This is a genomic window from Streptomyces sp. SS8 (assembly GCF_054072955.1).
Genome location: NZ_JBSVCZ010000017.1, coordinates 102936 through 124944, shown reverse-complemented (window position 1 = coordinate 124944; position 22009 = coordinate 102936). Strand labels below are relative to the sequence as shown.

21 protein-coding genes are annotated in these 22009 nt (G+C 73.0%); 19 read left to right on the top strand and 2 right to left on the bottom strand.

Annotated features, from left to right (window positions below; genetic code table 11):
- Positions 1-28 precede the first annotated feature (28 nt).
- Complete coding sequence (locus ACW69E_RS17885) at positions 29-1462, top strand: sugar porter family MFS transporter (RefSeq protein ID WP_457499243.1); 1434 nt, start codon at positions 29-31, stop codon at positions 1460-1462.
- 197 nt (positions 1463-1659) lie between these two features.
- The gene (ftsY, locus tag ACW69E_RS17880) at positions 1660-2901 is read left to right on the top strand and encodes a signal recognition particle-docking protein FtsY (protein ID WP_457499242.1); all 1242 of its coding nucleotides are present in this window, start codon (positions 1660-1662) and stop codon (positions 2899-2901) included.
- Positions 2902-2978: 77 nt separating this feature from the next.
- On the opposite strand, the gene ACW69E_RS17875 is transcribed toward ftsY, so the two are convergent.
- Positions 2979-3668, bottom strand: coding sequence for a bifunctional DNA primase/polymerase (locus ACW69E_RS17875; RefSeq protein ID WP_457499241.1), 690 nt, complete (start codon positions 3666-3668; stop codon positions 2979-2981).
- Positions 3669-4052: 384 nt separating this feature from the next.
- Here ACW69E_RS17875 and nsdA point away from each other — a divergent pair, with 384 nt between their 5' ends.
- The 5 genes from nsdA (at position 4053) to ffh (ending at position 11726) form a co-directional block, all read left to right on the top strand.
- Positions 4053-5576 carry a transcriptional repressor NsdA gene (gene nsdA / locus ACW69E_RS17870; RefSeq protein ID WP_457499240.1) on the top strand — a complete coding sequence of 508 codons (1524 nt, stop codon included), beginning with the start codon at positions 4053-4055 and terminating at the stop codon, positions 5574-5576.
- A 380-nt stretch (positions 5577-5956) separates the two neighbouring features.
- Complete coding sequence (locus ACW69E_RS17865; protein WP_457499239.1) at positions 5957-7252, top strand: ammonium transporter; 1296 nt, start codon at positions 5957-5959, stop codon at positions 7250-7252.
- Positions 7249-7587: a P-II family nitrogen regulator gene (locus ACW69E_RS17860; RefSeq protein ID WP_457499238.1), complete on the top strand. Its 339-nt coding sequence runs from the start codon at positions 7249-7251 to the stop codon at positions 7585-7587. Before ACW69E_RS17865 ends, ACW69E_RS17860 begins: the two co-directional genes overlap by 4 nt.
- Before the next feature lie 22 nt (positions 7588-7609).
- Positions 7610-10096, top strand: a complete 2487-nt coding sequence (locus tag ACW69E_RS17855; protein WP_457499237.1) for a [protein-PII] uridylyltransferase — start codon at positions 7610-7612, stop codon at positions 10094-10096.
- 76 nt (positions 10097-10172) lie between these two features.
- Positions 10173-11726, top strand: a complete 1554-nt coding sequence (gene ffh, locus ACW69E_RS17850) for a signal recognition particle protein (protein ID WP_457499236.1) — start codon at positions 10173-10175, stop codon at positions 11724-11726.
- Positions 11727-11777: 51 nt separating this feature from the next.
- Here ffh and ACW69E_RS17845 read toward each other — a convergent pair whose 3' ends face one another.
- Complete coding sequence (locus tag ACW69E_RS17845) at positions 11778-12599, bottom strand: methyltransferase domain-containing protein (protein ID WP_457499235.1); 822 nt, start codon at positions 12597-12599, stop codon at positions 11778-11780.
- Between the two features lie 220 nt (positions 12600-12819).
- Here ACW69E_RS17845 and proS point away from each other — a divergent pair, with 220 nt between their 5' ends.
- The 12 genes from proS to ACW69E_RS17785 all read left to right on the top strand — a co-directional run bounded on the left by proS (position 12820) and on the right by ACW69E_RS17785 (position 21847).
- Positions 12820-14235, top strand: coding sequence for a proline--tRNA ligase (proS, locus tag ACW69E_RS17840; protein WP_457499234.1), 1416 nt, complete (start codon positions 12820-12822; stop codon positions 14233-14235).
- Between the two features lie 187 nt (positions 14236-14422).
- Positions 14423-15073: a hypothetical protein gene (locus tag ACW69E_RS17835; protein ID WP_237877732.1), complete on the top strand. Its 651-nt coding sequence runs from the start codon at positions 14423-14425 to the stop codon at positions 15071-15073.
- A 225-nt stretch (positions 15074-15298) separates the two neighbouring features.
- Complete coding sequence (gene rpsP / locus ACW69E_RS17830) at positions 15299-15733, top strand: 30S ribosomal protein S16 (RefSeq protein WP_093662131.1); 435 nt, start codon at positions 15299-15301, stop codon at positions 15731-15733.
- 2 nt (positions 15734-15735) lie between these two features.
- Positions 15736-15975, top strand: coding sequence for an RNA-binding protein (locus ACW69E_RS17825; protein WP_093850657.1), 240 nt, complete (start codon positions 15736-15738; stop codon positions 15973-15975).
- Positions 15976-16090: 115 nt separating this feature from the next.
- Complete coding sequence (rimM, locus tag ACW69E_RS17820) at positions 16091-16696, top strand: ribosome maturation factor RimM (RefSeq protein WP_457499233.1); 606 nt, start codon at positions 16091-16093, stop codon at positions 16694-16696.
- Positions 16696-17523 carry a tRNA (guanosine(37)-N1)-methyltransferase TrmD gene (gene trmD / locus ACW69E_RS17815; RefSeq protein WP_457499232.1) on the top strand — a complete coding sequence of 276 codons (828 nt, stop codon included), beginning with the start codon at positions 16696-16698 and terminating at the stop codon, positions 17521-17523. The genes rimM and trmD overlap by 1 nt, the downstream gene beginning before the upstream one ends.
- Before the next feature lie 129 nt (positions 17524-17652).
- The gene (gene rplS, locus ACW69E_RS17810) at positions 17653-18000 is read left to right on the top strand and encodes a 50S ribosomal protein L19 (RefSeq protein WP_093850660.1); all 348 of its coding nucleotides are present in this window, start codon (positions 17653-17655) and stop codon (positions 17998-18000) included.
- Positions 18001-18122: 122 nt separating this feature from the next.
- Entirely contained in the window at positions 18123-18764 is a 642-nt protein-coding gene (gene lepB / locus ACW69E_RS17805; protein WP_457499231.1) for a signal peptidase I, read from the top strand.
- A complete protein-coding gene (gene lepB, locus ACW69E_RS17800; protein WP_457499230.1) occupies positions 18757-19824 on the top strand; it encodes a signal peptidase I in 1068 nt (355 codons plus the stop codon). The genes lepB (ACW69E_RS17805) and lepB (ACW69E_RS17800) overlap by 8 nt, the downstream gene beginning before the upstream one ends.
- A complete protein-coding gene (lepB, locus tag ACW69E_RS17795; RefSeq protein WP_457499256.1) occupies positions 19751-20689 on the top strand; it encodes a signal peptidase I in 939 nt (312 codons plus the stop codon). Before lepB (ACW69E_RS17800) ends, lepB (ACW69E_RS17795) begins: the two co-directional genes overlap by 74 nt.
- Positions 20690-20760: 71 nt before the next feature.
- The gene (lepB, locus tag ACW69E_RS17790; RefSeq protein ID WP_457499229.1) at positions 20761-21510 is read left to right on the top strand and encodes a signal peptidase I; all 750 of its coding nucleotides are present in this window, start codon (positions 20761-20763) and stop codon (positions 21508-21510) included.
- A 13-nt stretch (positions 21511-21523) separates the two neighbouring features.
- A complete protein-coding gene (locus ACW69E_RS17785) occupies positions 21524-21847 on the top strand; it encodes a DUF2469 domain-containing protein (protein WP_093662147.1) in 324 nt (107 codons plus the stop codon).
- Positions 21848-22009: the final 162 nt, after the last annotated feature.

Genomic DNA, 22009 nt, shown 5'->3' with positions numbered 1-22009 from the left:
GCCGCCGGGGATCGCAGGAGTACACAACGTGACCAGCACCGCGCAGGTGAGGCCGGACGGACCGGGCGCCCCGGACGGACGGCAGCAGCACCTCAGACACGTCGTCTTCATCGCTGCCGCGGCGGCGATGGGAGGCTTCCTCTTCGGCTACGACAGCTCCGTCATCAACGGTGCGGTCGAGGGCATCCGGGGCAGATTCGACGTCGCCTCCGGAGTGCTCGCGCAGATCATCGCCGCCGCCCTGATCGGTGCCGCGATCGGCGCCGCCACCGCGGGCCGGCTCGCCGACCGGCTGGGCCGCATCCGGGTGATGCAGATCGCCGCGGTGCTCTTCGGCCTCAGCGCCGTCGGCTCCATGCTCCCCTTCACCATGTGGGACCTTGCCTTCTGGCGGACCCTGGGCGGCGTCGCCATCGGCATGGCCTCGGTGATCGCGCCCGCCTACATCGCCGAGGTAGCCCCGGCCGAGTACCGCGGCCGGCTCGCCTCCTTCCAGCAGGCCGCGATCGTGCTGGGCATCGCCGTGTCCCAGCTGATCAACTGGGGAGTGCTCAACCTCGCCGACGGCGAGCAGCGCGGCAGCCTGCTGGGCGTGGAGGCCTGGCAGCTCATGCTCGGCATCGAGCTCGTCCCCGCCCTGCTGTACGGACTGCTGACCCTGCGCATACCCGAGTCCCCGCGCCACCTCGTCGCCCAGGGGCGCACGGACGAGGCCAGGGCCGTCCTCGCGGGCGTCGAGGCCCGGGGGAGCGACCTGGACGCCCGGATCGCCGAGATCCGCGAGCGCATGCGCGGCGAGCGCAGGCCGAGCCCGCGCGACCTGCTGGGAGGACGCTTCGGCCTGCTGCCGATCGTCTGGGTGGGCATCGGCCTGTCGCTGTTCCAGCAGCTGGTCGGCATCAACGTGATCTTCTACTACAGCGCCTCGCTGTGGCAGTCGGTCGGCATCGACCCCGGCAGCTCGTTCTTCTACTCCTTCACCACCTCGATCATCAACATCGTCGGCACGGTGATCGCGATGCTCCTGGTGGACCGGGTCGGACGCAGGCCGCTGGCCCTGACCGGCTCCGCGGGCATGGCACTCTCGCTGGGCGCCGCGGCCTGGGCCTTCTCCTTCAAGAGGGGTACCGGCGACGACATCACGCTGCCCGACGCCCAGGGCACGGTCGCGCTGATCGCCGCGCACTCCTTCGTGCTCTTCTTCGCCCTCTCCTGGGGCGTGGTGGTCTGGGTGATGCTCGGCGAGATGTTCCCCAACCGCATCCGCGCCGCCGCCCTCGGCGTCGCCGCCGGAGCACAGTGGGTGGCGAACTGGCTGATCACCGTCACCTTCCCGAGTCTGTCGGACTGGAACCTGTCGGGCGCGTACGTCATCTACACCGTCTTCGCGGCCCTGTCGATCCCGTTCGTCCTGAAGTTCGTGCCGGAGACCAAGGGCAGGACCCTGGAGGAGATGGGCTGATCCGCTCCAAGGCCCCGTCCTCGCGGCGACGAGCGCCGTTGCGGCCCGCCCGCGGGCCGCAACGGCGCTCGTCCGCGTCCTTGACCGATACTGGGACGCGTTGTGACTCCGGCTCCGAAGGAGCCTCTCGCCCGGCCCGAACGGCTCTGCGTCACGGCCAGACCCTGCCCGTGACGCAGGTAACTCTCTAGGGAACCATGGACATCCTCATTCTCGTTGTCGTCATCGCCGTGGTCGCCCTCGTGGCGATCGGCGGACTGGTGGTCACCGGCGTCCGCAGGAAGAAGACACCACGGCTGGACCGCTCCGCACCGCCCCCGACCATCACCGCACCCCCGACCGAACCGCGGGTCGGAGAGGAGGCCGGACCTCCCCGCGCGGAGGAACGCCGCACCATCGAAGAGGTCGAGCTGCCGCGGCCCCCGGTCGGGGCGACGGACGCGGAGGCGGCGGCGCCCCCCGCGCCCCCGCAGCCGGAGGCCCCCGGGATCGAGGTGCCCGCGCCCACCGCCGGACGCCTGGTGAGGCTGCGCGAGCGCCTGTCGCGCTCCCAGAACACCCTGGGCCGCGGTCTGCTCACCCTGCTCTCCCGCGACCACCTCGACGAGGACACCTGGGAGGAGATCGAGGACACCCTGCTCACCGCCGACGTCGGCGTCGCCCCCACCCAGGAGCTGGTCGAGCGGCTGCGCGAGCGGGTGAGGGTGCTGGGCACCCGCACTCCCTCCGAGCTGCGCACGCTGCTGCGCGAGGAGCTGCTGGCCCTGATCGGCACCGACCTGGACCGCACCGTCCACACCGAGGGCGGCGTGTCCTCCGAGGGCGTGGTGCGGCCGGGCGTGGTGCTGGTCGTCGGCGTCAACGGCACCGGCAAGACCACCACCACCGGCAAGCTCGCCCGCGTCCTGGTCGCCGACGGCAGGTCGGTCGTGCTCGGTGCCGCCGACACCTTCCGCGCCGCCGCCGCCGACCAGCTCCAGACCTGGGGCGAGCGCGTCGGCGCCCGCACCGTACGCGGCCCCGAGGGCGGCGACCCGGCGTCGGTCGCCTTCGACGCGGTCAAGGAGGGCATCGGCGAGAACGCGGACGTGGTGCTCATCGACACCGCGGGACGGCTGCACACCAAGACCGGCCTGATGGACGAGCTGGGCAAGGTCAAGCGGGTGGTTGAGAAGCACGGCCCGGTCGACGAGGTCCTGCTGGTCCTGGACGCCACCACCGGCCAGAACGGGCTGATCCAGGCCCGGGTCTTCGCCGAGGTCGTGGACATCACCGGCATCGTGCTCACCAAGCTCGACGGCACGGCCAAGGGCGGCATCGTCATCGCCGTCCAGCGCGAGCTGAACGTCCCGGTCAAGCTCGTGGGCCTGGGCGAGGGGGCGGACGACCTGGCGCCGTTCGAGCCGGAGGCGTTCGTCGACGCCCTGATCGGCGACTGACGCTGCCGCACCGGGGGCACCGGGCGCCCCGCCGCCGCGCACGGCCGAGGCCGCGGCGGGGCCCGGGCCCGGAGGGTTCAGGAACCGGGCAGTTCGCGGTGGCAGACGTACGCCAGGGTGCCCAGCAGCAGCCTGGCCTGCGGGGGGCGGCCGGCTCCCTCCAGCGTGGGCGGCCGCAGCCACCGGACCGGGCCGAGTCCGCCGAGGTCGGAGGGCGGGGCGGTGACGTGGTCGCCCGGGCCGAGGCCGTGCAGATCGAGCACGGCGTCGTCCCAGCCCATCCGGTACAGCAGACGGGGCAGGCCGGCGGCGGCGCCGGTGGCCACGAAGAACCAGGCGCGGCCGTGCGGGGTGACGGCGACCGGCCCGAGCGGCAGTCCCATCCGCTCCAGCCGGGCCAGCGCGCGGCGCCCGGCGGACTCGGAGACCTCGATGACGTCGAAGGCGCGGCCCACCGGCAGCAGCAGGGCCGCGCCCGGGACCCGCTCCCAGGCGGCGGTCGCCTCGTCCAGCGTCGCGCCGGCCGGCACCAGGAGCGACTCGTCCAGGGGGTGGGCGCCGGGGGAGGGGCACCGCGGGGCACCGCAGGAGCACTCGGTCCGGCCGCCGACGCGCGTGGCGCGCGCTCCGGGGACCACGTCCCAGCCCCACAGACCGGTGTACTCGGCCACCGCCGTGCACACCGGGGAGCGACCCCGGCGCCGGGTACCGGACCGCGACTCCCGGAGCTCCCGGATCTCGCGGATGCTGCCGATTGTGAAGCCCATGCCCCCTCCAACGGGTCCCGCGTGCTCTTGGTTACGAAACCGTCGCACAGAGCGACGCCGGGCGGTCCGGGTCGAAGCGGGGCGACGGGATCTCTGTGAGGGGGTGCGCCGGTCCTCGCGCGCCCCCGGTGTGCATCGCTTCAACCGGTTGTGGCCGCCCTGGGTCAAGTGAACCGCGCGAAACGCTGCTTGAGTTCATCCGAAGGGGTGGCGAATGGTGGCGGTTTTGCAATTTCACTCGCCGCGTCAGTGATCGTAGGATTACTTTCGGTTCACACGGTGGCACAGAGGCACGGAGAGACGCCCTACGTGCGCCTATGCCAGAGGCATGCCGAGAGGGCATCCGAGGACAGGACGCGTACGGGCCGGGATGGGGGCGTTCCAGTGGGCGGCAACGGCAGCAGCGGCGGAGTCGGCACCGCCGGGAAGCGCCCGAACGGACAGCTCGCCTCGTGGTTCGCGCGCAGCGGCTGGTCCAAGGGAGAGCTGGCCCGGCAGGTGAACCGCCACGCACGCCGGATGGGCGCGCACCACATCAGCACCGACACCTCCCGGGTGCGCCGCTGGCTCGACGGCGAGCAGCCCCGCGAGCCGATCCCGCGCATCCTCTCCGAGCTGTTCTCCGAACGCTTCGGCCGTGTGGTCGCCGTCGAGGAACTCGGATTGCGCACCGCCCGCCCGACGGCCTCCGACGGCGGTGTGGACCTGCCCTGGACGGGGCCGCAGACCGTGGCGATGATCAGCGAGTTCTCGCGCAGCGACCTGATGCTGGCCCGCCGGGGCTTCCTCGGCACCTCCCTGGGCGTGGCCGCGGGGCCCGCGCTGATCGAGCCGATGCAGCGCTGGCTGGTGCCGGCCCCCGCCGCCCCGGCGCCCGGCGAGTACTTGCCCGGCGCGCCGCCGGCCCCCGCCCGGTATCCCGGCGCGCGGGGCGACCGCGGGCTGTCGGGCCCGGAGCTGGAGCTGCTGGAGCAGACGATCGTGATGTTCCGCCGGTGGGACGCCCAGTGCGGCGGCGGGCTGCGGCGCAAGGCCGTCGTCGGCCAGCTCCACGAGGTCACCGACCTCCTCCACGAGCACCACGCCGAGCCGGTGCGGCGACGGCTGTTCCGCGTCACCGCCGAGCTGGCGGAACTGGCCGGCTGGATGAGCTACGACGTCGGGCTCCAGCCGACCGCGCAGAAGTACTTCGTCCTCGCCCTGCACGCGGCCAGGGAGGCCGGTGACCGGCCGCTGGGCTCGTACGTGCTCTCCGACATGGGCCGCCAGATGATCCATCTGGGCCGGCCCGAGGACGCGCTGGAACTGGTGCACCTCGCGCAGTACGGCGGCCGGGAGGAGGCCACTCCCCGCACCCAGGCCATGCTCCACGCGGTGGAGGCGCGCGCGTACGCCAACATGGGGCGGCCCGACAAGTGCCACCGGGCGGTGCGGATGGCCGAGGAGACCTTCGCCGAGGCCACCGAGGGGGACGGCGACCCGGACTGGATCGGCTTCTTCTCCGAGGCCGAGCTGAACGCCGAGAACGCCCACTCCTACCGGGACCTCGCCTACGTGGCGGGCCGCAGCCCCGCCTACCTCTCGCTCGCACAGCCGGCGATGCGGAAGGCCGTGGAGCTGTTCGGCCGCGAGTGCGGCGGCGGCAGCGGACACCAGCGCTCCTACGCGCTCAACCTCGCCGGCATGGCCAGTGTCCATCTGCTGCAGCGCGAACCCGAGCAGTGCGCCGAGATGGCCGGCCGGGCGCTGGCGGTGGCGAAACGCCTGCGCTCGGAACGGGTCGACAACCGCATCCGCAGGACCGTGGCCACGGCGGCCCGCGAGTTCGGGGACGTCGCGGAGGTCGCCGAACTCACCGAGCGGCTCGCCGGCGAACTGCCCGAGGCCGCGCCCGCCCTCGCGGGCTGAGCGGGACCGGAACCGCGCGGCCGACCTCGTTGCCGGCCCCGGCCACGCCCACCGCCGCTCCCACCCCACCGTCCCTTCCCGGCCGCCCTCCGCACGGCCCCGGGGTTGTCATACGACCACGCCGGCCGGTCCGTACCGAGCCCGGACGGCACGGCCGCCGTGCCCGCCCGCGGTGGTGCGCCGCACGGGCGGCCGGGGGCCGGGCCGGCGGCGCGGCTCCGGCCCGCGGGCGTGTTCACCCGGGCGTAACAGAGGGGGCGCCTTCGTCACGGCGGTGAAACGCCGCGCCGCATCGGCGGAAACGGAGCTCCTGGAATCTGTGGCTCATCCTGATCCCCAGATCCGCCCCCACGGGTCGCGTACGCGAGGAGACGCCCACATTGAACGGCGCGGATACCGCTTTCGTACTGATCAGCGCGGCGCTGGTCATGTTGATGACGCCCGGCCTGGCCCTCTTCTACGGCGGCATGGTCCGGGTCAAGAGCGCACTGAACATGCTCATGATGTCCTTCATCTCCCTGGGCATCGTGAGCGTCCTCTGGGTCCTGTACGGCTACTCGCTCGCCTTCGGCACCGACACCGGCGGCCTGATCGGCAGCCTTGAGCACATCGGTCTGAGCGGCATCGGCACCGAGGCGCTGACCGGCGGCGACGAGGGCATCCCGGTCCTGGCCTTCGTCCTCTTCCAGCTGATGTTCGCCGCCCTGACGCCCGCCCTCATGAGCGGCGCCCTGGCCGACCGCGTGAAGTTCAGCGCCTGGGCGCTGTTCATCACGCTGTGGGCCACGGTCGTCTACTTCCCCGTCGCGCACTGGGTGTGGGCCGAGGGCGGCTGGCTGTTCGAGCTGGAGGTCATCGACTTCGCGGGCGGCACCGCCGTCCACATCAACGCCGGAGTCGGCGCCCTGGCCGCCGTCCTGGTCGTCGGCAGGCGCATCGGTTTCAAGCGGGAGCCCATGCGGCCCCACAGCCTTCCGCTGGTGGTGCTGGGCGCCGCCCTGCTGTGGTTCGGCTGGTTCGGCTTCAACGCCGGTTCCGCGCTGGGCGCCAACGGCACCGCCGCCACCATGGCCCTGAACACCCAGGTCGCCACCGCCGCCGCCATCCTGGGCTGGCTGCTGTACGAGCGGATCCGGCACGGCGCCTTCACCACCCTGGGGGCCGCCTCCGGAGCCATCGCCGGCCTGGTCGCCATCACCCCCGCCGGAGCGCACGTGAACGCCGTGGGCGCGATCGTCATCGGCCTGGTGGCCGGTCTGGTCTGCTCCTGGGCCGTCAGCCTGAAGTACCGGCTCGGCTACGACGACTCCCTGGACGTCGTCGGAGTCCACCTCGTCGGCGGCGTCATCGGCACCCTGCTGGTCGGCGCCCTGGCCACGGACGGCGTGGGCGGCCTCACCCAGCTCGGCAAGCAGGCCGCCGGGGCCTTCTCGGTGATGGCCTTCTCCTTCACGGTCTCCTGGATCCTGGCCAAGCTGGTCGACGCGGTCGTCGGCTTCCGGGCGAGCGAGGACGACGAGACCGCCGGACTGGACCAGGCGTACCACGCCGAGACCGCGTACGACTTCAGCGCGGTGGGCGGCTCGCCCGCCTCCCGCGGCGCCGCGGGAGGCCGCAACGACAGCGCGACGGCCCCGCCGTCCGCGAAGGAGACCGACAAGAAGGTGGACGCGTGAAGCTCATCACCGCAGTCATCAAGCCGCACCGGCTCGACGAGGTCAAGGACGCCCTGCAGGCGTTCGGAGTGCAGGGACTGACCGTCACCGAGGCCAGTGGATACGGCCGGCAGCGCGGCCACACCGAGGTGTACCGCGGCGCCGAGTACACCGTCGACCTCGTCCCCAAGATCCGGGTGGAGGTGCTCGTCGAGGACGAGGACGCCGAGCAGCTCCTCGACGTGGTCGTCAAGGCCGCCCGGACCGGCAAGATCGGCGACGGCAAGGTCTGGAGCGTGCCCGTCGAGACGGCGGTGCGCGTCCGCACCGGCGAGCGCGGCCCGGACGCGCTGTGAGCCGGCCGGAGCGGGAGACCACATGACCACGGGATCCGGCGACCCCGGCGACTACGCGGCGGCCCGGCTGCGCCTCCTCGGTGAGGGAGCGCGGTCCGGGCCGCCGCGCCGCCGGGCCCTGTCCGGCCTCACCGACGCCTGGCTCGCCTCGCTGCTGGGCGACACGGGCGAGGGGATCGCGCTCGTGGCCGTCGGCGGCTACGGCCGCGGGGAGCTCTCCCCGCGCAGCGATCTGGACCTGCTGCTGCTGCACACCGGCCGCGACGCGCACGAGGTCGCCGCCCTCGCCGACCGCCTCTGGTACCCCGTGTGGGACCTCGGGATCGCCCTGGACCACTCGGTGCGCACCCCGAAGGAGGTGGAGAGGGCCGCGGCCGGCGACCTCAGGGTGCAGCTCGGGCTGCTCGACGCCCGGCACATCGCCGGAGACCCGCAGCTCACCGCCGCCCTGCGCACCCGGATGCTCGCCCGCTGGCGCACCCGCGCCCACCGGCTGCTGCCCGAACTGCGCGAGACGGCCCTGGAGCGGGCCCGCCGCCACGGCGAGCTGCGCTTCCTCCTCGAACCCGACCTGAAGGAGGCCCGCGGCGGCCTGCGCGACGCCACCGCCCTGCGCGCGGTGGCCGCCTCCTGGCTGGCGGACGCGCCCCGCGAAGGCCTGGAGGAGGCGCACCGCACCCTCCTGGACGTACGCGACGCCCTCCAACTGACCACCGGCCGTGCCACCGACAGGCTCGCCCTCCAGGACCAGGACCAGGTGGCCGCCGCCCTCGCGCTGGAGGACGCGGACGCGCTGCTGCGCCGCGTCTACGAGGCGGCCCGGGTCCTCTCCTACGCCTGCGACGTCACCTGGCGCGAGGTCGACCGGGTGCTGCGCGCCCGCCGCCCGGGGCCGCGGCGCGTCCGGCGGCCGGCCGAGCGCACCCCGCTGGCCGACGGTGTCGTGGTGCAGGACGGCGAGGTGGTGCTCGCCCGGACCGCGCGCCCCGAGCGCGACCCCGTGCTTCCGCTGCGTGCCGCCGCGGCGGCCGCCCAGGCCGGGCTGCCGCCCTCGCGCCCCGCCCTGCGGAGGCTGGCCGCCGCGGCGCCGCCGCTTCCGGTGCCCTGGCCGGCCGAGGCCCGTGAGGAGTTCGTCACCCTCCTGGGAGCGGGCGAGGCCGCCGTCGGGGTGTGGGAGGCGCTGGACGCGGAGGGCCTGGTCACCGCCTGGCTGCCCGAGTGGGAACGGGTGCGCTGCCGTCCGCAGCGCAACCCCGTGCACCGCTGGACCGTCGACCGCCATCTGATCGAGACCGCCGCACGGGCGGGGGCGCACGTCCGCCGCGTCCGCCGCCCCGACCTGCTACTGGTCGCCGCGCTGCTGCACGACATCGGCAAGGGCCTGCCCGGCGACCACAGTGTGGCGGGCGAGGCCGTCGTACGCGGCCTGGCGGCCCGGATGGGCTTCGGCGACGCCGACACCGCGACCCTGGCCACCGTCGTCCGCCACCATCTGCTGCTGGCCGAGACCGCCACCCGGCGCGACCTGGACGACCCGGCCACCGTACGCACCGTCGCCGACGCCGTCGGCGACACCGGCACCCTGGAGCTGCTGCACGCGCTCACCGAGGCCGACGCCCTGGCCACCGGGCCGGCGGCCTGGTCGGCCTGGCGCGCGGGGCTCGTGGCCGATCTGGTGAGGCGCACCTGCGCAGTGCTGGAAGGGCTGGAAGGGCTGGAAGGGGAGGCGTCCGCGGAGGTGACGGGGCGGCAGGAGCACCCCGCCCCACGGCCCACCGCCGGGGCCGAACGGCTGGCCGCGCGGGCGTGGCGTACCGGCGGGCCGGTGCTCTCCCTGCACACCCGGGCCGGGACGCCGGCCGAGGCGGACCGGAGCGGCCGGGCGGACCGGGCAGGCTCCGCGGAGGGGGAGGAGGAGGGAGAGGCGGGCCCGGAACCGGTCGGCGTCGAACTGCTTCTCGCCCTGCCCGACCGGCCCGGCGTACTGCCCGCCGCGGCCGGCGTCCTGGCTCTGCACCGGCTGACGGTGCGCGCCGCCGACCTGCGCACCGTCGACCCGCTCGGCGAGGGGAGAGTGCTGCTGCTGAGCTGGCGGGTGGCCGCCGAGTACGGAACGCCGCCGCAGGCCGACCGGCTCCGCGCCGACCTGGTGCGCGCCCTGGCGGGCTCCCTGGACCTGAACGCCCGGCTCGCCGAGCGCGAGCGGGCCCACCTGGGCCGCGCCCGCCGGCACGGAGCCGGGGCCCCGCCGCCGAAGGTGACCGTCGCCCCGGCCGGATCGCGGCTGGCGACGGTCATCGAGGTGCGCGCCCAGGACGCCCCGGGGCTGCTGTACCGCATCGGACGGGCCCTGGAGGACGCCGGTGTCACCGTGCGCAGCGCCCGCGTCGGCACCCTGGGCGCCAACGCGGTGGACGCCTTCTACGTCACCGGCCCCGACGGCGCCCCGCTGCCGCCGCGCGAGGCCGCCGGTCTCGCGGCGGAGCTGGAGCGGGCCCTGGGCGGCTGACCGGACCGCGGGCGGGCGGATACTCTTGGAGGTCGACCGCCGACACCGCCACCAACGCGAAGGATCCGCGACCGACGTGTTCGACACTCTCTCCGATCGCCTCACAGCGACGTTCAAGAACCTCAGGGGCAAGGGCCGTCTGAGCGAGGCGGACATCGACGCCACGGCGCGCGAGATCCGTATCGCCCTGCTGGAGGCGGACGTCGCCCTGCCCGTGGTCCGGGCCTTCATCAAGCAGGTCAAGGAACGCGCCCTGGGCGCCGAGGTCTCCAAGGCCCTGAACCCGGCCCAGCAGGTCATCAAGATCGTCAACGAGGAGCTGATCGGCATCCTCGGAGGCGAGACCCGCCGTCTGCGCCTCGCCAAGAACCCGCCGACGGTGATCATGCTCGCCGGTCTGCAGGGCGCGGGCAAGACCACACTCGCGGGGAAGCTGGGGCGCTGGCTCAAGGCGCAGGGCCACGCCCCGCTGCTGGTCGCCTGCGACCTGCAGCGACCCAACGCCGTCAACCAGCTCACCGTCGTCGCCGAGCGCGCGGGCGTCGGGATCTACGCGCCCGAGCCGGGCAACGGCGTCGGCGACCCCGTGAAGGTCGCCGAGGACTCCATCGAGTACGCCCGCGGCAAGCAGTACGACGTCGTCATCGTCGACACCGCCGGGCGCCTGGGCATCGACGCCGAGATGATGCGGCAGGCCGCCGACATCCGCGACGCCGTCCGCCCCGACGAGACCCTCTTCGTCGTCGACGCCATGATCGGCCAGGACGCGGTCAACACCGCCGAGGCGTTCCGCGACGGCGTCGGCTTCGACGGCGTGGTGCTCTCCAAGCTCGACGGCGACGCCCGCGGCGGTGCGGCCCTGTCGATCGCGCACGTCACCGGCCGCCAGATCATGTTCGCCTCCAACGGCGAGAAGCTGGACGACTTCGACGCGTTCCACCCGGACCGCATGGCGTCCCGCATCCTGGGCATGGGCGACGTCCTCAGCCTCATCGAGAAGGCCGAGCAGACCTTCAGCCGGCAAGAGGCCGAGCAGATGGCCGCCAAGCTGGCCAAGGGGCCCAAGGAGTTCACCCTCGACGACTTCCTGGCCCAGATGGAGCAGGTCCGCAAGATGGGCTCCATCTCCAAACTGCTGGGGATGATGCCCGGAATGGGGCAGATCCGGGAGCAGATCAACGACATCGACGAGCGCGACGTGGACCGCACCGCCGCGATCATCAAGTCGATGACCCCGGCCGAGCGCACCGACCCCACGATCATCAACGGCTCGCGGCGGGCCCGCATCGCCCGCGGTTCCGGCGTGGACGTCAGCGCGGTGAAGAACCTCGTGGAGCGCTTCTTCGAGGCCCGCAAGATGATGTCGAGGATGGCCCAGGGCGGTATGCCGGGGATGCCCGGGATGCCGGGCATGCCGGGCATGGGCGGCGCCCGGAAGAAGGGCAAGCAGCAGAAGAAGGCCAAGGGCAAGCAGCGCTCGGGCAACCCGATGAAGCGCAAGGCCGAGGAGCAGGCCGTGGCCGAGCGCCGCGCCGCGGGCCAGGGCGGCGCATTCGGGCTGCCCGGCGGCCAGGGACCGGAGGACTTCGAGCTGCCCCAGGAGTTCAAGGACATGCTCCCGCCCAAGTGACCGCGCGGACGACCGCCAGGGGGCGCCGCCCGCCGCGTGCCGGCGGCGCCCTCAGGTCATGGCGACCACGTAGCGGAACAGGTTCTGCATCCACACGGTGCCGTCCGGCCGTACGTGCGGGCGCAGCGCCTCGGCCAGCTCCTTGGCGACCTGCTCCTCGTCCGTCGCCCGGACGGCCGCGTCGTACAGCCCGGTCGAGACCAGCCCGCGCACCGCGCTGTCCAGATCGGCGTAGCCGAAGGGGCACGCGACCCGGCCCGAGCCGTCGGGGCGCAGCCCGGCCCGTCGCGCCAGATCCTCCAGATCGTCCCGGCCGCCCGGCCGCCAGCACCGGCCCGCCGCACGCTCCGGCTCGGCCGGCCGCTGCGCCAGCCGCTGCGCCACCCGCAGCGCGGGGGCCGCGGCGCACCGCTCGGCCGGCCCCCAGCCCGCCAGCACCACCGGCACCCCCCGGCCGGCCGTCTGGGCCACCCGGGCGAGCACGGCGGCCTCCGGCAGGGCGTCGAAGGCGGTCACCAGCGTCGGCGGCGGTCCCTCGCGCAGCGCCGCACCGTCCGGTCCGCCGTCCGGACCGCCCGGCAGCACCCGCGCGGTCCAGTGCCGCGCGCCCCACTGCGGCTCGGGCAGCAGCCGCTGCCGGGCCAGCTCCAGGCGTGCCTCGTCGGTGTCCGTCCCCGTGACGGTCGCGCCCCGGGCCGCGGCCATCACCAGCGCCAGGCCCGAGCCGCAGCCCAGGCCCAGCACATGGGAGTGCCGTCCGACCTCGAACCGCTCGTATACCGCCTCGTAGAGCGGAACCAGCATCCGTTCCTGAATCTCCGCCCAGTCCCGGGCGGGCCGCGGGAGGTGCCGCTGTGCGAGCGTGGGTGCCATCGCAACATCCCCATTCCGATGGAAGGATCGCCGGATAACCGGCCGCCGTCTCGTCCCTTGATGAGGTCCTGGAAGTTCCCGAAAGCCAGGGAACTGCGCATCTGTCCCCGAGTCCAGAGGGGCGCCGGGGTGTTTCCACCACGCTTGCCCGCGCGCACTCCTACGTTCCCCCGGCGGTCCGGTTCACGCATCCGCAGCAGACCGCCGTAACATGCGCGGCATGGCAAAGGCTCCCGTGCTCACCCCCCAGGCGGAGGACTTCCCGCGCTGGTACCAGGACGTGATCAACAAGGCCGGGCTGGCCGACAACGGGCCGGTGCGCGGCACCATGGTCATCCGGCCGTACGGGTACGGGCTCTGGGAGCGGATGCAGCAGGAGATGGACGCCCGCATCAAGGCCGCGGGCGCCGACAACGCCTACTTCCCCCTGTTCATCCCCCAGTCCTACCTGACCAGGGAGGCCGAGCACGTCGAGGGCTTCGCCCCCGAGCTGGCCGTGGTCACGCACGGCGGGGGCAAGGAGCTGGAGGAGCCGGTGGTCGTCCGGCCGACCTCCGAGACGATCGTCAACGAGTACTTCGCCAAGTGGGTGCAGAGCTACCGGGACCTGCCTCTGCTGATCAACCAGTGGGCCAACGTGGTGCGCTGGGAAATGCGTCCGAGGGTCTTCCTGCGAACGAGTGAGTTTCTGTGGCAGGAGGGGCACACAGCCCACGCCACCTACGAGGAGGCGCGCGACTACGCCGCCCGCATCCACCGCGAGGTCTACGCCGACTTCATGGAGAACGTCCTGGCCATGGACGTCGTACTGGGCCGCAAGACGCCCCGGGAACGCTTCGCGGGCGCCGTCAACACCCTCACCCTGGAGGGCATGATGGGCGACGGCAAGGCCCTGCAGATGGGCACCAGCCACGAGCTGGGCCAGAACTTCGCCAAGGCGTTCGACACCCGCTACCTGTCGAAGGACGGCGGGCGGGAGCTGGTCTGGCAGACCTCCTGGGGCACCTCCACCCGGATGGTCGGCGGCCTGATCATGATGCACGGCGACGACGGCGGCCTGCGGATCCCGCCGCGCCTGGCACCCGTCCAGGCCGTCGTCCTGGCCATCAAGGGCGACGACGCGGTGCTGGCCAGGGTCCGAGAGGTCGGCGACCGGCTCGCCGCGGCCGGTGTCCGGGTGCGCGTGGACGACCGCACCGACACCCCCTTCGGCCGGCGGGCGGTGGACTGGGAGCTCAAGGGCGTGCCGCTGCGCCTCGAGATCGGCCCGCGCGACCTGGAGGGCGGCACCGCGATGCTGGTACGCCGGATCGCCGGGGGCAAGGAGCCGGTGGCCGTCGACGCCCTGGCCGAGCTGTGCCCGAGGATCCTGGAGGAGGACCAGGCGCTGCTGCTGCGCCTCTCCCGCGAGCGCCGCGAGGCCCGCACCGCGGACGTGCGGACGGTGGAGGAGGCGGCCGAGGCCGCCGCCGGAGGCGGCTGGGCCCGCATCCCCTGGGCCGACCTGGGCCCGGAGGGCGAGGCGCGGCTCGCCGAGCAGGGCGTCACGGTGCGCTGCCTGGTCGGCGAGGACGGGTCGGTACCTGAGTCCGACGACGCCCCCGGTACGGTGGCCGTGGTCGCCCGCGCCTACTGAGGCACCCAGGTGCCGGGGCGCCGGAGAGCGCTCCGCGGCGCCGCGCGGGGTCCGGCGGGGCGCTCCGCCCGCGGACCGGCCGGCCCCCGCCCGGCCGCCCCGCCCGGGCGACTCCTCCCGGATCGGCAATACCCGTCCCGTCGGCGCGCATCAACCCGAACCGGCGGGTAGGTGCAAATTATTTGGGATGCCCCGTAATCGGAACACCGGGACACTCTGGCTCGTTGTGCACGACGTGAGCACGACACCACCTGTACTCGCCGCCGAGCTGGCACTCGCTTGGGCCGACATTCAACGGCACCACCCGGAGCTGCCCGACCTGGCCGCGCCCGAATCGCTGATCGGGGAGTCGTCGTCCGCCTGCGGCGCCGAACTCTCCTTCGAACGGCTGCTCCACGAGGCCGTCCACGGGATCGCCGCCGCCCGCGGAGTCCGGGACACCTCGCGTGCCGGCCGCTACCACAACCGCCGCTTCCTGGCGATCGCCGAGGAACTGGGCCTGGAGCACTCGGAGGAACCGCATCCGAGCAGCGGCTTCTCGCTGGTCGTGATGAAGCCCGAGACCAGAAGGCGCTACCGGCCGACCATCGAGAAGCTGCAGCGCGCCCTGCGCGCCCACAGCGCCGCCACCGCCACCGACACCTCCCGCGCCTTCCGCGGCCCCGCCGCGCGGCACGGTTCGTCGGGCGGCGGGGTGCGGGTCAAGGCCGTGTGCGACTGCGGGCGCAACGTCAGGGTCGTGCCGTCCGTGCTGGCCCAGGCGCCGATCATGTGCGGGGCCTGCGGGAAGCCGTTCCGCATCCCGGACAAGGAGAAGGAGGCGGTCGGGGTGGGCTGAGGCGCCACGGATCCGCGCCGGGCCGGGGGCCGGGGGAGGCGGGGCACCGGCTGCCCCCGCGGGGCGCGGCACAAGAGGTGTGGCACAATGGGCGGCTGTACTCGACAGCCGCACAGGACCCCTCTCTCCTCCGGCTGACGCGTCCACTCGGACACTCGGGTACCACAACCCCACGTGGCATCCCGCCGTGTCCAACCACGCCAAAGACCAGGAGACACCACAGCCGTGGCAGTCAAGATCAAGCTGAAGCGACTGGGCAAGATCCGTTCGCCTCACTACCGCATCATCGTCGCCGACTCCCGTACCCGTCGCGACGGCCGGGCCATCGAGGAGATCGGTCTGTACCACCCGGTGCAGAACCCCTCCCGCATCGAGGTCGACTCGGAGCGCGTCCAGTACTGGCTGGGCGTCGGCGCGCAGCCGACCGAGCCGGTCCTGGCCATCCTGAAGGTCACCGGCGACTGGCAGAAGTTCAAGGGCCTGCCGGCCCCGGAGCCGATGAAGGTCGCCGAGCCCAAGGCCGACAAGCGCGCCCTCTTCGAGGCCGCCGCCAAGGAGTCGGCGGACGAGCCCAAGGGTGAGGCCATCACCCAGAAGGCGAAGAAGGCCGACAAGAAGGCGGACGAGGCCGAGGCCGCCGCCGAGTCGACCGAGGCGTGACCATGCTGGAAGAGGCCCTCGACCATCTGGTGAAGGGCATCGTCGACCACCCCGACGAGGTGCAGGTCGCCGCCCGCAACCTGCGTCGCGGGCGCGTGCTGGAGGTCCGGGTCCACCCCGACGACCTCGGCAAGGTGATCGGCCGCAACGGCCGCACCGCACGCGCGCTGCGCACCGTCGTGGGCGCTCTCGGCGGGCGGGGCGTCCGCGTCGACCTCGTCGACGTGGACCAGGTCCGCTGAGGGCCGCAGCAGACAACGCAGAGCACCGGCACGGGCCGGGAGCGGCACCGCCGCTCCCGGCCCGTGCCGTGACCGCCGGCGTACGGGAACCGGCGAGAACCTGGAGTGACGAGCAGTGCAGTTGGTAGTCGCGCGCATCGGCCGTGCCCACGGGATCAAGGGCGAGGTCACGGTGGAGGTGCGCACCGATGAACCCGAGGTGCGCCTCGCCCCCGGCGCCGTCCTCGGCACCGACCCCGCCTCCGCGGGCCCCCTGACCATCGAGTCCGGGCGCGTCCACAGCGGCCGGCTGCTGCTGCGCTTTAAGGGCGTGAGGGACCGCACCGCCGCCGAGGCGCTGCGTGGCACCCTGCTGATCGCCGAGGTCGACCCGGAGGAGACCCCCGAGGACCCCGACGAGTACTACGACCACCAGTTGATCGACCTCGACGTCGTCACCCTCGACGGAACGCCCGTCGGCCGGATCGAGGAGATCGCCCACCTGCCCCACCAGGACCTGCTCGTGGTGCGCGGGCCCGACGGCGGCGAGGTGCTCGTCCCCTTCGTCGGTGAGATCGTCCCCGAGATCGACCTGGAGGGGCAGCGGGCCGTCATCGATCCGCCGCCGGGACTCATCGACGACCGAGCCGAGATCGCCGGATCCCGCACCGGGAACGGTGCTCGGGACGGTGCGGTGGACAGGGACGGAGAAGACGGCGGGAACACGGAGGACGGCGCCTGATGCGGATCGACGTCGTCACGATCTTCCCCGAGTACCTGGAGCCGCTGAACGTCTCCCTGGTGGGCAAGGCGCGCGCCCGCGGCCTGCTCGACGTACGCGTCCACGACCTGCGGCAGTGGACCCACGACCGGCACAACACCGTCGACGACACCCCCTACGGCGGCGGTCCCGGCATGGTGATGAAGCCCGGGCCGTGGGGTGAGGCGCTGGACTCGGTCATCGCCTCGGGCGGGGACGGGGAGGTACAGGACGGAGGGCCGGTCCTGGTCGTCCCCACCCCCAGCGGCAGCCCGTTCACCCAGCGGACGGCCGTCGAACTGGCCGCCGAGCCGTGGCTGGTCTTCACCCCCGCCCGCTACGAGGGCATCGACCGCCGCGTCGTCGAGGAGTACGGCGAGCGCCTGCGGGTGCGAGAGCTGTCCATCGGCGACTACGTGCTGGCCGGCGGCGAGGCGCCCGTGCTGGTCATGGTGGAGGCCGTCGCCCGGCTGCTGCCCGGGGTCCTGGGCAACGCCGAGTCCCACCGCGACGACTCCTTCGCGCCCGGCGCCATGGCCGATCTGCTGGAAGGCCCCGTCTACACCAAGCCTCCGGTGTGGCGCGGCCGGGACATCCCCGAGGTGCTGCTCAGCGGCCACCACGGCAGGATCGCCCGCTGGCGCCGCGACCAGGCGTTCCGCCGCACAGTGCGCCACCGCCCGGACCTGATCGAGAGGTGCGACCCCGCCGCGCTGGATGCCGAGGACCGCAGGCTCCTGGCCGAGCTGGGCTGGGCCGAGCGTCCCGACGGCCGATTTGGGCCCGCGGCCCGGGGCGTGGAAGAATAGGCCGCTGCCTCGCGTCCGGCGCGCGACCCTGCCACAGGGGGACCAACGCCCGACCGGTACGGCGGCTCACCGAACCCAACGAACGATTCCGCCGATGACCTGTGGCATCGGCGAGGAAAGCAGACGGTCATGCACCTTCTCGACAGCGTCGACTCCGCCTCGCTGCGCAGCGACATCCCCACCTTCCGCCCCGGCGACACCGTCAACGTCCACGTGCGCGTCATCGAGGGCAACCGCTCCCGTGTGCAGCAGTTCAAGGGTGTCGTCATCCGCCGCCAGGGCTCCGGCGTCCGCGAGACCTTCACCGTCCGCAAGGTCAGCTTCAGCGTCGGCGTGGAGCGCACCTTCCCGGTGCACACCCCGGTCGTCGAGAAGATCGAGGTCGTCACCCGCGGTGACGTCCGCCGCGCCAAGCTGTACTACCTGCGCGAGCTGCGCGGCAAGGCCGCCAAGATCAAGGAGAAGCGCGAGCGCTGATCCGCGGCCGGTCGGCGTGGTGGAGCGCCGGGCGCCCCGGCGTCCGGCGCCGCCCGTGAGGCACGGTCCCCGCGCCGCTGTCCGCACCGGTGTCCGCCGCGCCGGGTTAGGCTCTCGGCTCGATGAACACCGACGAACAGCACACGCGACCCATGGAGCGCGACCGCTCCTCCCACCCCGTACGGGGCGGGAGGCGGCGGTCGCGTTTCGTGCGTCCGGGGGCCGCGGTGGCCGCGGCCGCCGTGCTGCTCCTGCTGGTCCACACGTTCGTGGCGGAACCCTTCCGCATCCCGAGCGGCTCGATGGGGAACACCCTCGAAGCGGGAGACCGCGTTCTGGTGAACAAGCTGGCGTACCGTTTCGGCAACCTTCCGGAGCGCGGAGACGTTGTGGTGTTCGACGGGACCGGTTCGTTCGACCGGGAGCCGTCGCGGGGGACCGACTACGTCAAGCGGGTCGTCGGAGTCGGCGGCGACAGGGTCAGGTGCTGCGACGAACGGGGGAGGATCGAGGTGAACGGCGAACCGGTGGACGAGACCTATCTGCATCCCGGCGACCGGCCCTCGGCCGTCCCGTTCGACATCGCGGTTCCCGGGGGGCGGCTGTGGGTGATGGGCGACCACCGCTCCCGGTCGAGCGACTCCCGGGACCACCTCGGGTCCCCCGGCGGCGGCACCGTACCGGTGGACAGGGTGATCGGCCGGGCCGACTGGATCGTCTGGCCGGCCGGCCGCTGGACCTCTCTGCGGGGCCGGGATGGGTAGGCGCGGACGGCCGCGAGGCGACCGGCGGGCGGCCGTCCGCGGCGGCGTCCCGCCGGAGCCCGGGACCACGCTGCGCGGGCCCGGCGAGGGACGGGCCGACCGGCGGCGCGCCGCCAAGCGGATCAGGCGGCGCCGGCGGCTGTCGGTGACCAAGGAGATCCCCGTCCTGGTGGGCGTCGCGCTGCTGATCGCGCTGGTGCTCAAGACGTTCCTGGTCCAGGCGTTCGTCATCCCCTCCGGTTCGATGGAGCAGACGATCAGGATCGACGACCGGGTGCTGGTGGACAAGCTGACGCCCTGGTTCGGCTCGCGCCCCGAACGCGGCGACGTGGTGGTCTTCAAGGATCCAGGAGGCTGGCTGCCCCCTGGGGAGGAGCCGGAGCGGGACGACCCCGTGGGCATCAAGCAGGGCAGGCAGTTCCTGACCTTCATCGGCCTGCTGCCCTCCGCCGAGGAGCAGGACCTGATCAAGCGGGTCATCGGCACCGGCGGGGACACCGTCGTGTGCTGCGACGAGGACGGCCGGGTGACGGTCAACGGCACACCGCTGAACGAGCCGTACCTCCACCCGGGCAACGCGCCCTCGCAGATGGACTTCGAGGTGAAGGTGCCCGAGAACCGCATCTTCGTGATGGGCGACCACCGCTCGAACTCCGCCGACTCCCGCTACCACCTGCAGGACCCGGGCAGGGGGACCATCCCCGAGAGTCTGGTGGTGGGCAAGGCCGTGGTGATCGCCTGGCCCTACTCCCACTGGCGACGGCTGGAGGAGCCCGAGACCTACGCGTCGGTGCCGGACCCGCGCGGCGAGACCGCCTCCGCGGCCGCGGGCGCCGACAATGTCGGGGGCGAAGACATGGTGCACATACCGAGCCCTGCGGAACTCCCGCTCGTTATGGGAGTGGCAGGCGTGGGTCTGCACCGGCTGAGGCGCGGGCTGCAGCGCGGTAAGAGCGGTATCGGTGTGAGGAGTGGATGTGGGGGACGTGGCGGTCGGAGCGCGCTCCGACGCGGACGGGCCCGAGCGACGGGCCGAAGGCGAGCCCGTGGAGCGCGGTGAGGAAACGGCCGCGGGCCCGGACAGCGGAGAGAGAGTGACGGAAAAGAAGCAACGCTCCTTCCTGAAGGAACTGCCCATCCTCATCGGCATCGCGCTGCTGCTGGCCCTGGGGATCAAGACGTTCCTGCTGCAGGCGTTCTCCATCCCCTCCGACTCGATGCAGAACACCCTCCAGCGGGGCGACCGGGTGCTGGTGGACAAGCTGACGCCCTGGTTCGGGGCCGAACCCGAGCGCGGCGAGGTCGTCGTCTTCCACGACCCGGGCGGCTGGCTCGATCCGTCGGTCCAGCAGGACACCAATGTCTTCCAGGACTTCATGAGCTTCATCGGCCTGATGCCCTCCGCCGAGGAGCAGGACCTGATCAAGCGGGTCATCGCGGTCGGTGGCGACACCGTGGCGTGCGAGAAGAACGGCCCCGTCACGGTCAACGGCAAGGCTCTGGAGGAGGGGTCCTACGTCTACCCCGGGGACGCCCCTTGCGGCGGCGAGGGCTTCGGCCCGGTCAAGGTCCCCGAGGACCGGATCTGGGTGATGGGCGACCACCGCTCCAACTCGCTGGACTCCCGTTTCCACCAGCAGCTCCCCGGACAGGGGACGGTGCCCGTGGACGAGGTCGTGGGCCGGGCCGTGGTCAAGGCGTGGCCGATCGACCGCTGGGGCACCCTCCCGGTGCCCGACACCTTCGCCGAGCAGGGCCTGGCCGCGGCCCCCGCGGCACTGGGGCTGGCGGGCGCGGTGCCGCTGGTGATGTGGCGGCGGCGCCTGAGGGCGAGGGCCGTGACGGGGAGCGCGGAAGAGGCCGCCGCGGCGCCCGGGACGGCGTCTGGCGCCGGGAGCGGGACGGGCGGGCGGGCCGAGGGCTGACCCGGAAGCGTACCCGGGGGTAGGGTGCGGCGCAGACCGCCGGTGGACCCAGACCTTTTCCGGGAGCGCGAGTGAGCAGAGCCGAACGTACCGGGAAGGGCCGCGGCCGTGTGGGCCAGGCGCTGTCGTCGGCGGCCGTGGCGATCGGCTGCGTCCTCTTCCTGGGCGGCTTCGTCTGGGCCGCGGTGCTGTACCAGCCCTACGCCGTGCCCACCGACTCCATGGCGCCCACCGTCGAGGCCGGGGATCGGGTGCTGGCCGAGCGCATCGACGGCGACGAGGTCCGGCGCGGCGACGTCGTCGTCTTCCTCGATCCGCTGTGGGGCAACATGCCGATGATCAAGCGGGTCGTCGGCGTGGGCGGCGACACCGTGGAGTGCTGCGACGAGCAGGGGAAGCTGACCGTCAACGGCGATCCCGTCGACGAGCCGTACCGGCTGGAGGAGGAGCGGGCCTCCTTCTCCGCTTTCGAGGCATCCGTGCCCGAGGGGCAGCTCTTCCTCCTCGGCGACCACCGGGAGGGGTCACTGGACTCGCGCACGCACCTGGAGGACGCCAACAACGGCTCCGTGCCCCGGGAGGCGGTGACGGGGCGGATCGACGCCACCGTCTGGCCGCTGGGCCGCGCGGGCATGGTCGAGCGCCCGGCCGGTTTCGCGGATCTGCCCGGCGGGATCTCCCGGCCGGGGCCGCTGGGTCCCGCCCTGGGCGTGATCGGGGCCGGTGCCCTGCTGATCCTCGGCGGCGCCGGGTACGGGGCGATCGGCCCGGTCCGCGGCAAGCGCGCGGAACTGACGCACAATGGGGGAACGCACGGCTGAAGGGGAACACGCCATGAGCGCCGAGGACCTCGAGAAATACGAGACCGAGATGGAGCTGAAGCTCTACCGGGAGTACCGGGACGTCGTCGGCTTGTTCAGGTACGTGATCGAGACCGAACGCCGCTTCTACCTCACCAACGACTACGAGATGCAGGTGCACTCGGTTCAGGGGGAGGTCTTCTTCGAGGTCTCGATGGCCGACGCCTGGGTGTGGGACATGTACCGGCCGGCCCGCTTCGTCAAACAGGTGAGGGTGCTCACCTTCAAGGACGTGAACATCGAGGAGCTGAACAAGAGCGATCTGGATCTGCCGGAGGACTCCGACTTCAAGAGGTGAGCCCGGGACGGGCCGCCGCTTCCCACCGCTCCCGTCAACGCCGAACCTGTGGAATCCCTCGTACGGGTGAGCGAGATATCCACAACCGGCAGGTAGTCCACTGGATCGGACCATGATCACCCAAACCGCCTCTCCAGCCGCCACAGTCGGCGCCGGAGGTGG